Below are 10,266 nucleotides of genomic sequence, written 5' to 3' on the forward strand. Positions count from 1 at the left end.
CCGCGGACCGTGGTAAGGGGGACTGCCACCGGCTGGTACTCTGAGCGATGGACGTATGTGTGCTGTGTGCGCGCCGCGGAGCCCCGCTCCACAGGCCGCGTCCAGCGGGTCCCGCCTTCCGAGTCATGGAAGATCCCCCGAGGTGAAGACCGGGGGCGCTCGGTGGCCATTCACAGACCATGAGGAGTAAGCGTGTCGCTCGACGCCGCTACGAAGAACCAGATCATCTCCGAATTCCGCACCAAGGAAGGCGACACCGGCTCCCCCGAGGTCCAGGTCGCCCTTCTTTCGCGTCGGATCTCCGACCTGACGGAGCACCTCAAGACCCACAAGCACGACCACCACTCCCGTCGTGGTCTGCTCATCCTGGTCGGTCAGCGCCGTCGGCTGCTGCAGTACCTCGCCAAGAAGGACATCCAGCGCTTCCGTGCGCTGGTCGACCGCCTCGGCATCCGCCGTGGTGCGGCGGGCGCCAGGTAAGACGCTGTGACGGGAGCGGTTCCCTGGGGAAAGGGGACCGCTCCCTTTGCTGTACGTGCGGAGTGTCACCCCCTCTTTGTAGTGTGGTAGCACAACGCAAGAGCACCGAATCGCCGTGACGACCGGTACCGCACCAGGTCGCCGCCGTCACGGGCACCACCCCGACGTCCCCCCGGACGTCATGACGTACGAGGAGAAGCGCACCTCGCCGCCGCCGGTCCTCGGTAGTGGCCCCCGGAAGAGTGAACCCGGGGGGCTTCGATCGAAGACCGGCCCGCACCAGAAGGCGTGCTTCTCCGCCACGTCCCTCCCGCCACACGGGCGAGGAGGGGCGAAAGACGACAAGTAACGGAGAGAACACTGGTGGAGAACGAGACCCACTACGCCGAGGCCGTCATCGACAACGGCTCCTTCGGCACCCGCACCATCCGCTTCGAGACGGGCCGCCTCGCCCGTCAGGCCGCCGGTTCCGCCGTGGCGTACCTGGACGACGACACCATGGTGCTGTCGGCCACCACCGCCTCCAAGAACCCCAAGGACCAGCTCGACTTCTTCCCCCTGACGGTGGACGTCGAGGAGCGGATGTACGCGGCCGGCAAGATCCCCGGTTCCTTCTTCCGCCGGGAAGGCCGGCCCTCCGAGGACGCGATCCTCACCTGCCGCCTCATCGACCGTCCGCTGCGCCCGTCCTTCAAGAAGGGCCTGCGCAACGAGATCCAGGTCGTCGCCACGGTCATGGCGCTCAACCCCGACCACCTGTACGACGTCGTGGCGATCAACGCCGCCTCCGCGTCCACGCAGCTGGCCGGTCTGCCCTTCTCCGGCCCGATCGGCGGCGTCCGCGTCGCGCTGATCCGCGGCCAGTGGGTGGCGTTCCCGACGCACACCGAGCTCGAGGACGCCGTCTTCGACATGGTCGTCGCGGGCCGCGCCCTGGAGGACGGCGACGTCGCGATCATGATGGTCGAGGCCGAGGCCACCGAGCAGACCGTCAAGCTGGTCGAGGGCGGTGCCGAGGCCCCCACCGAGGAGATCGTCGCGGCCGGTCTGGACGCCGCGAAGCCCTTCATCAAGGTCCTCTGCAAGGCGCAGGCCGACCTCGCCGCGAAGGCCGCCAAGCCGACCGGTGAGTTCCCGGTCTTCCTGGACTACCAGGACGACGTCCTGGAGGCGCTGACCGGCGCCGTCAAGCCCGAGCTCACCCAGGCGCTCACCATCGCCGGCAAGCAGGAGCGCGAGGCCGAGCTGGACCGCGTCAAGCAGCTCGCCGCCGAGAAGCTCCTGCCGGAGTTCGAGGGCCGCGAGAAGGAGATCTCCGCCGCGTACCGCTCGCTGACCAAGTCCCTGGTCCGTGAGCGCGTCATCAAGGAGAAGAAGCGCATCGACGGCCGCGGAGTCACCGACATCCGCACCCTGGCCGCCGAGGTCGAGGCCATCCCGCGGGTGCACGGCTCCGCGCTGTTCGAGCGTGGCGAGACCCAGATCCTGGGCGTCACCACCCTCAACATGCTCCGCATGGAGCAGCAGCTGGACACCCTCTCCCCGGTGACCCGCAAGCGCTACATGCACAACTACAACTTCCCGCCCTACTCCGTCGGTGAGACCGGCCGCGTCGGCTCCCCCAAGCGCCGCGAGATCGGCCACGGCGCCCTCGCCGAGCGTGCCATCGTGCCGGTGCTGCCGACGCGCGAGGAGTTCCCGTACGCGATCCGTCAGGTGTCCGAGGCCCTCGGCTCCAACGGCTCGACGTCCATGGGCGCGGTCTGCGCCTCCACCATGTCGCTGCTGAACGCCGGTGTGCCGCTCAAGGCCCCCGTCGCCGGTATCGCCATGGGCCTGATCTCCCAGGAGATCAACGGCGAGACGCACTACGTCGCCCTCACCGACATCCTCGGTGCGGAGGACGCCTTCGGTGACATGGACTTCAAGGTCGCCGGCACCAAGGAGTTCGTGACCGCCCTCCAGCTCGACACCAAGCTGGACGGCATCCCGGCCTCCGTCCTGGCCGCCGCCCTCAAGCAGGCCCGTGACGCCCGCCTCCACATCCTCGACGTGATGATGGAAGCGATCGACACGCCGGACGAGATGTCCCCGAACGCGCCGCGGATCATCACCGTGAAGATCCCGGTCGACAAGATCGGTGAGGTCATCGGCCCCAAGGGCAAGATGATCAACCAGATCCAGGAGGACACCGGCGCCGAGATCACCATCGAGGACGACGGCACCATCTACATCGGTGCCGCCGACGGCCCGGCCGCCGAGGCCGCCCGCACCACGATCAACGGCATCGCCAACCCGACGATGCCCGAGGTCGGCGAGCGTTACCTGGGCACGGTCGTGAAGACGACCACCTTCGGCGCGTTCGTCTCCCTGCTGCCCGGCAAGGACGGTCTGCTGCACATCTCGCAGATCCGCAAGCTGGCCGGCGGCAAGCGCGTGGAGAACGTCGAGGACGTGCTCGGCGTGGGCGCCAAGGTCCAGGTCGAGATCGCCGAGATCGACTCCCGCGGCAAGCTCTCCCTCATCCCCGTGATCGAGGGCGAGGACGACGAGAAGAAGGACGACGCCGACAAGTGACGTCCCACGGCTCCAAGGCGACGGCCCGCACCTCCCCGGAGGCGCGGGCCGTCGCCCGTACCCAAACCCTCATCCAGGGCGAGAACGGCATCGGCACCGTCCGCAAGACCACCCTCCCCTGGGGCCTGCGCATCGTCACCGAGACCCTGCCCTCGGTCCGCTCGGCGACCTTCGGCATCTGGGCGCACGTCGGCTCCCGCGACGAGACCCCGGCCCTGAACGGCGCCACCCACTACCTGGAGCACCTGCTCTTCAAGGGCACGCACCGCAGGTCCGCCCTGGAGATCTCCTCCGCCATCGACGCCGTCGGCGGCGAGATGAACGCCTTCACGGCCAAGGAGTACACGTGCTACTACGCGCGCGTGCTCGACACCGACCTGCCGCTCGCCATCGACGTGGTCTGCGACATGCTGACCGGCTCGCGCATCCTCGAGGAGGACGTCGACATCGAGCGCGGCGCGATCCTCGAAGAGATCGCGATGACCGAGGACGACCCCGGCGACTGCGTGCACGACCTGTTCGCGCACACCATGTTCGGCGACAACCCGCTGGGCCGTCCGGTCCTCGGCACGGTCGACACGGTCAACACCCTCACCGCCGACCGCATCCGCCGCTTCTACAAGAAGCACTACGACCCGACCCACCTCGTGGTCGCCTGCGCCGGCAACATCGACCACGACCAGGTCGTACGCCAGGTCCGCGCCGCCTTCGAGGAGGCCGGCGCCGTCAAGGACCTCGCCGCCGAGCCGATAGCCCCGCGCGGCGGACGGCACGCGCTGCGCACCGCCGGCCGGGTCGAACTGATCGACCGCAGCACCGAGCAGGCACACGTCATCCTCGGCATGCCGGGCCTGTCCCGCACCGACGAGCGCCGGTGGGCCCTCGGCGTGCTCAACACCGCCCTCGGCGGCAGCATGTCCTCCCGCCTGTTCCAGGAGGTCCGGGAGAAGCGCGGCCTGGCCTACAGCGTGTACTCGTACACCTCCGGCTTCGCCGACTGCGGCCTGTTCGGCGTGTACGCCGGGTGCAGGCCGTCCCAGGTGCACGACGTGCTGAAGATCTGCCGCGACGAACTCGACCAGGTCGCCGAGCACAGCCTGTCCGACGACGAGATACGGCACGCCATCGGCCAGCTCCAGGGTTCCACGGTCCTCGGCCTGGAGGACACCGGCGCGCTGATGAACCGTATCGGCAAGAGCGAACTGTGCTGGGGCGAGCAGATGTCGGTCGACGACATGCTGGCCCGGATAGCCTCGGTCACGCCGGACGACGTCCGCGCGGTCGCCCGCGACATCCTGGGGCAGCGGCCCTCGCTGTCGGTCATCGGCCCGCTCAAGGACAAACAGGCGTCCCGGCTGCACGACACCGTCGCCTAGCGGGCCCGCCGGGCCCGACGGCCCCCAACCCTCCAACGGTCCCCCGGTCCTCCCCGACCCCTCCGGTAAGGAAGCAAGGAAGATGAGCAAGCTGCGCGTGGCGGTCCTCGGCGCCAAGGGCCGGATCGGGTCCGAAGCGGTACGGGCCGTCGAGGCCGCCGACGACATGGAGCTGGTGGCCGCACTCAGCCGGGACGACCGGCTGGAGACACTCGCCGAGACCGGCGCCCAGGTCGCCGTCGAACTGACCACCCCGGCCTCGGTCATGGGCAACCTGGACTTCTGCGTACGCCACGGCATCCACGCGGTCGTCGGCACCACCGGCTGGACCGACGACCGCCTCGCACAGCTGACGGGCTGGCTCGAGCAGTTCCCGGAGACGGGCGTGCTCATCGCACCGAACTTCTCCATCGGCGCCGTGCTGACCATGAAGTTCGCGCAGATCGCCGCCCCGTACTTCGAGTCCGTCGAGGTCGTCGAACTGCACCACCCCGACAAGGTGGACGCCCCCAGCGGCACCGCCACCCGCACCGCCCAGCTCATTGCCGAGGCCCGCCGCCGGGCCGGCAGCGCCCCCGCCCCGGACGCCACGGTCACCGCCCTGGACGGCGCCCGCGGCGCCGACGTGGACGGGGTGCCGGTGCACGCCGTCCGGCTGCGCGGCCTGCTGGCCCACCAGGAGGTCCTGCTCGGCGGCGAGGGCGAGACCCTCACCGTCCGCCACGACTCGCTGCACCACAGCAGCTTCATGCCGGGCATCCTGCTCGGCGCCCGCCGCGTGGTGACCACTCCCGGCCTGACCTTCGGCCTGGAACACTTCCTCGACCTGAACTGAGCACGAGCCGACCCATGCGCGCGAAGATCTCCTACGCCGTCACGGCCGCCGTCCTGGTCGTCTACTTCGTCCTGGTCGGCAGCCGCGGAGTGCTGCTCATCCAGGCCGGTACGCCCCTCACCGTCACCTTCGGCGTGGCGGTGCTCATCCTGCCGGTCATCGGCGTGTGGTTCCTCTGGAAGAACACCGAGTTCGTCCGCAACGCCAACCGCCTCGCCGCCGAACTCGACGCCGAGGGCGGCCTGCCCGTGGACGAGCTGAAGCGTCTGCCCAGCGGCCGTATCGACCGGGACTCGGCCGACGAGGTCTTCGCCCGGCGCAGGGCCGAGACGGAGGACGCCCCCGACGACTGGCGCAGTTGGTTCCGGCTCGCCGTCGCCTACCACGACGCCCGCGACACCGCGCGCGCCCGCAGGGCGATGCAACGGGCGATCGCCCTGCGCAAGGCCACCCACTGACACCGCGACAAAAAGAGCCGGGGCCCGGTCCGCACATGCGGACCGGGCCCCGGCTCACGACGACATGAAGTCCGGTCCCGACGGGCAGGGTCAGTCCTGCCGGTACTCGTCGGCCCAGACCTCCACCGAGTCGGCCGCCCGGTCGAAGGCCGGGTCCCGTCCCAGGAAGTCCGCGTTGTGCGAGGTCAGCAGCGGCGGCAGGGCCTCCGCCGACCGTCCCCGCCGGGCCAGCAGCAGCGCCTGCCCCTGCACCGTCCGCGGCAGCCCCAGCCAGCGCACCGGCTGCTGCACAGTGCGCACCGCGACCACCTGGTCCCACGGCGTCGTACGGGTGCTGAACAGACTCACCTGCCGCAGTCCGTGGGCACTCACCCACGTGCCCATGCGCAGCAGCCGCAGCGCCCAGAGGATGACGACCAGTGCGAGGGCGAAGACCACGCCGGCCGACGACACCGAGGCCGTCGCGGCGATGATCACCGCCGCGAACAGCACGAACGAGGCGAGCAGCAGCAGTATGGCCGCCGCCCCCACTCGCCACGGCCCCGGACGGTAGGGGCGCCGCCAGCGGTCCCGGTCGTCGTGCGGCAGTGGGACGTCGTCCGCCGTGTCGAAAGCGCGATCGGCCGTCAGGAAGGGCAGGGGCACGGCTGGTCCTCACTCGATCCATGCGTGGGCTGTGCTCGGTGAGGCTACCGATCTGCATGACCCCTCACCACCCTCGGGGGCCCGGTTGGAGCCGGAGCCCCCGCCCCGGGTGGTTCACCGCGCCCGATTCGGTGCGGGGTCGTTGTCCGGTTCGGACTCCGGATCAGCGTCCGTCGGACGCCTGCGACTGCTCGGTCCCCGTGGCCGACTGGTCGATGGACAGCGCGGGCATCCCGAGGATCAGGGACCCCACCAGACCGGCGACGATGCAGAGGCCCAGCAGCCAGCGCCCGGCCAGCTCACCGGCGGAAGCCCGCTCGCGCGGCGGGGGCGTGACATTACTGCGGAACCTGTCAGCAGTGGCAATGAAGGCGAACGGCACGGATTCCCGTCGACCGAACATCAGTGGTGCTTCTCCCGTCGAAGTCTCGAACGAATCACTCTCACTGACACAAACGAGCGACACGCTCAAAAAATGCCCAGATGGGGAAAATCGTCGCGGCACGGTCCATCTCCCCGCCGCGGAGGGCGCCCCGTAGAGTGGGCGCTGACCTGCAGATGCGATGTGACGGGAAGTGCTCTCTTGACCTCCGCCGACGACCTCCAGCCGTCAACACTCGATGGCGTCACCCTGCGGAGTGACGTCACCGTCGAACTGGTGAAGTCCAGTGCTTCGGACTCGGACGTCCTGTTCGCCGCCCGCGTATCGACCCTCGGCGAGCAGTCCATCGGGGAGCTGCAGAAGGACCCGGAGCGCTCCAAGGGCCTGATCAACTACCTGATGCGGGATCGGCATGGCAGCCCGTTCGAGCACAACTCCCTGACGTTCCTCGTCAGTGCGCCGATCTTCGTGTTCCGCGAGTTCATGCGCCACAGGGTCGGCTGGTCCTACAACGAGGAATCCGGGCGCTACCGCGAGTTGCAGCCCGTCTTCTACGTTCCCGACGCGTCGCGCAAGCTGGTCCAGGAGGGACGCCCGGGCAAATACGTCTTCGTCGAAGGCACCCCGGCCCAGCACGAGACCGTCCAGAACGTGCTGGGCGACTCCTACCGCCAGGCCTACGAGGCCTACCAGAAGCTGTTGGCCGAGGGTGTGGCCCGCGAGGTCGCCCGCGCGGTGCTCCCGGTCGGCCTGTACTCATCGATGTACGCCACGTGCAATGCCCGCTCGCTGATGCATTTCCTCGGCCTGCGCACCCAGCACGAGATGGCGAAGGTTCCGTCCTTCCCGCAGCGGGAGATCGAGATGGTCGGCGAGAGGATGGAGGCCGAGTGGGCCCGGCTCATGCCGCTCACCCACGCCGCCTTCAACGCCAACGGGCGCGTGGCGCCGTAACCCGTGCGGCCGGTGCGGTTCGCGTGGTACTCGCAGCTCCTCGTATCCACCGGTGGCGGGCCTTGCTCGCAGGGCTGATCGCCCATGGGCGATCAGCCCTGCGAGCTGTCCGTATTGCGGTATTTAAGGTAATTCATTTAGCCTGATCGAACGGGCCCGGCACTGCCTGAACCCCCGAGCAGGCAGTGCCGGGCTCCACCTTTGTCCTGTCTTGGCGCCTCCCCGAGGGCAGACCCCGACTCAAGCAGCGAGTAGCGTGTAACCCATGGCTCCGACCTCCACTCCGCAGACCCCCTTCGGGCGGGTCCTCACCGCCATGGTCACGCCCTTCACGGCGGACGGCGGACTCGACCTCGACGGCGCACAGCGGCTCGCCACCCACCTGGTGGACGCAGGCAACGACGGCCTGATCATCAACGGCACCACCGGCGAGTCCCCCACCACCAGCGACGCGGAGAAAGCGGACCTCGTACGGGCGGTCCTGGAGGCGGTCGGAGACCGTGCCCACGTAGTGGCCGGAGTCGGCACCAACGACACCCGCCACAGCATCGAACTGGCCCGCACCGCGGAGCACATCGGCGCACACGGCCTGCTGGTCGTCACCCCGTACTACAACAAGCCCCCGCAGGAGGGCCTCTACCGGCACTTCACGGCCGTCGCCGACGCCGCCGAACTGCCGGTCATGCTCTACGACATCCCCGGCCGCAGCGGCGTCCCGATCAACACCGAGACGCTCGTCCGCCTGGCCGAGCACCCGCGGATCGTCGCCAACAAGGACGCCAAGGGTGATCTCGGCCGCGCCAGCTGGGCCATCGCGCGCTCCCGTCTCGCCTGGTACTCCGGCGACGACATGCTGAACCTCCCGCTGCTCTCCGTGGGCGCGGTCGGCTTCGTCTCGGTCGTCGGCCACCTCGTCACCCCCGAGCTGCGCTCCCTGGTGGATTCGTACATCTCGGGAGACGTCCAGAAGGCCACCGAGATCCACCAGAAGCTGCTCCCCGTCTACACGGGCATGTTCCGCACCCAGGGCGTGATGACCACCAAGGCGGCGCTCACCCTCCAGGGCCTGCCCGCCGGGCCCCTGCGCGCCCCCATGGCCGAGTGCACGCCGGAAGAGATCGAGCAGCTCAAGATCGATCTTGCCGCCGGCGGGGTACAGCTCTGACAACAGACTTCGCGCGACCGCTCGCGCAACCTGACTCCACAACTGAATAAGCGGCGGGCCACCGGTGCCCGCGCACCACAACGACAACTGCTTCTGCACGAACGTCATGCGCGCCACGTGCCCCACCGGTACGTGGCGCGTGTGGTGAGGAGAGTCTTTTGAGTCATCCGCATCCTGAACTCGGTCCGCCCCCGCCGCTTCCCGCGAGCGGGCTGCGCGTCACCCCGCTCGGCGGTCTCGGCGAGATCGGCCGCAACATGACGGTCTTCGAGTACGGCGGCCGTCTGCTCATCGTCGACTGCGGAGTGCTGTTCCCCGAGGAGGAGCAGCCCGGAATCGACTTGATCCTGCCGGACTTCACGTCCATCCGGGATCGCCTCGACGACATCGAGGGCATCGTCCTCACTCATGGTCACGAGGACCACATCGGCGGTGTTCCGTTCCTTCTCCGCGAGAAGCCGGACATCCCGCTGATCGGCTCCAAGCTGACCCTCGCCCTCATCGAGGCGAAGCTCCAGGAGCACCGCATCCGCCCCTACACCCTGGAGGTCGCCGAGGGGCACCGCGAGCGCATCGGCCCGTTCGACTGCGAGTTCGTCGCGGTCAACCACTCGATCCCCGACGCGCTAGCCGTGGCCATCCGTACCCCCGCCGGCATGGTGGTCCACACCGGCGACTTCAAGATGGACCAGCTTCCGCTGGACAGCCGCCTCACGGACCTGCATGCCTTCGCCCGGCTCAGCGAGGAGGGCATCGACCTCCTCCTCTCCGACTCGACGAACGCCGAGGTCCCGGGCTTCGTCCCGCCCGAGCGCGAAATCTCCAACGTCCTTCGGCAGGTCTTCGCCGGCGCCCGCAAGCGGATCATCGTGGCCAGCTTCGCCAGCCACGTCCACCGCATCCAGCAGATCCTGGATGCGGCGCACGAGTACGGCCGCCGGGTGGCCTTCGTCGGCCGCTCCATGGTCCGCAACATGGGCATCGCCCGCGATCTCGGCTACCTGAAGGTCCCGCCGGGCCTGGTCGTCGACGTCAAGACGCTGGACGACCTGCCGGACAGCGAAGTGGTCCTGGTGTGCACGGGCTCGCAGGGCGAACCCATGGCCGCCCTGTCCCGGATGGCCAACCGCGACCACCAGATCCGTATCGTCCAGGGCGACACGGTGATCCTCGCGTCGTCGCTCATCCCCGGCAACGAGAACGCGGTCTACCGGGTCATCAACGGCCTGACCCGATGGGGCGCCAACGTCGTCCACAAGGGCAACGCCAAGGTGCACGTCTCGGGCCACGCCTCCGCCGGCGAGCTGCTGTACTTCTACAACATCTGCCGCCCGAAGAACCTGATGCCGGTGCACGGCGAATGGCGCCACCTGCGGGCCAACGCCGAACTGGGC

At 69.1% G+C, this 10,266-nt stretch carries 10 protein-coding genes (1 of these 10 cut by a window edge); 8 read left to right on the forward strand and 2 right to left on the reverse strand.

The features are described 5' to 3' along the window. The first annotated feature begins 192 nt into the window (after positions 1 to 192). The 5 genes from rpsO to ACVW19_RS24890 all read left to right on the forward strand — a co-directional run bounded on the left by rpsO (position 193) and on the right by ACVW19_RS24890 (position 5,726). Positions 193 to 480, forward strand: coding sequence for a 30S ribosomal protein S15 (gene rpsO, locus ACVW19_RS24870; RefSeq protein ID WP_109377366.1), 288 nt, complete (start codon positions 193 to 195; stop codon positions 478 to 480). 363 nt (positions 481 to 843) lie between these two features. Further along, a complete protein-coding gene (locus ACVW19_RS24875; protein ID WP_457461885.1) occupies positions 844 to 3,057 on the forward strand; it encodes a polyribonucleotide nucleotidyltransferase in 2,214 nt (737 codons plus the stop codon). After that, on the forward strand, positions 3,054 to 4,433 hold the full coding sequence (locus tag ACVW19_RS24880; protein ID WP_457461886.1) for a M16 family metallopeptidase: 1,380 nt from the start codon (positions 3,054 to 3,056) through the stop codon (positions 4,431 to 4,433). Before ACVW19_RS24875 ends, ACVW19_RS24880 begins: the two co-directional genes overlap by 4 nt. Before the next feature lie 82 nt (positions 4,434 to 4,515). Then, complete coding sequence (gene dapB, locus ACVW19_RS24885; protein ID WP_457461888.1) at positions 4,516 to 5,268, forward strand: 4-hydroxy-tetrahydrodipicolinate reductase; 753 nt, start codon at positions 4,516 to 4,518, stop codon at positions 5,266 to 5,268. 14 nt (positions 5,269 to 5,282) lie between these two features. Continuing rightward, positions 5,283 to 5,726 carry a hypothetical protein gene (locus ACVW19_RS24890; protein WP_457461889.1) on the forward strand — a complete coding sequence of 148 codons (444 nt, stop codon included), beginning with the start codon at positions 5,283 to 5,285 and terminating at the stop codon, positions 5,724 to 5,726. Positions 5,727 to 5,816: 90 nt separating this feature from the next. Here the strand turns inward: ACVW19_RS24890 and ACVW19_RS24895 are convergent, their stop codons facing one another. Together ACVW19_RS24895 and ACVW19_RS24900 are read right to left on the reverse strand one after the other, a co-directional pair. Next, positions 5,817 to 6,371: a PH domain-containing protein gene (locus ACVW19_RS24895; protein ID WP_457461891.1), complete on the reverse strand. Its 555-nt coding sequence runs from the start codon at positions 6,369 to 6,371 to the stop codon at positions 5,817 to 5,819. 163 nt (positions 6,372 to 6,534) lie between these two features. Beyond that, positions 6,535 to 6,774: a hypothetical protein gene (locus ACVW19_RS24900; RefSeq protein ID WP_202281871.1), complete on the reverse strand. Its 240-nt coding sequence runs from the start codon at positions 6,772 to 6,774 to the stop codon at positions 6,535 to 6,537. Positions 6,775 to 6,954: 180 nt separating this feature from the next. On the opposite strand from ACVW19_RS24900, the gene thyX reads away from it, so the two are divergent. The 3 genes from thyX to ACVW19_RS24915 all read left to right on the forward strand — a co-directional run. Beyond that, complete coding sequence (gene thyX, locus ACVW19_RS24905) at positions 6,955 to 7,707, forward strand: FAD-dependent thymidylate synthase (protein ID WP_457461894.1); 753 nt, start codon at positions 6,955 to 6,957, stop codon at positions 7,705 to 7,707. A gap of 265 nt (positions 7,708 to 7,972) precedes the next feature. Beyond that, entirely contained in the window at positions 7,973 to 8,872 is a 900-nt protein-coding gene (gene dapA, locus ACVW19_RS24910) for a 4-hydroxy-tetrahydrodipicolinate synthase (RefSeq protein ID WP_457461896.1), read from the forward strand. Between the two features lie 158 nt (positions 8,873 to 9,030). Next, a protein-coding gene (locus ACVW19_RS24915) for a ribonuclease J (RefSeq protein WP_457461897.1) crosses the window boundary here: on the forward strand, positions 9,031 to 10,266 show its 5' portion. It continues 450 nt past the right edge of the window; the window shows 1,236 of its 1,686 coding nt (coding positions 1-1,236); its start codon is at positions 9,031 to 9,033; the stop codon falls past the right edge of the window.

The organism is Streptomyces sp. TE5632 (genome assembly GCF_054061295.1).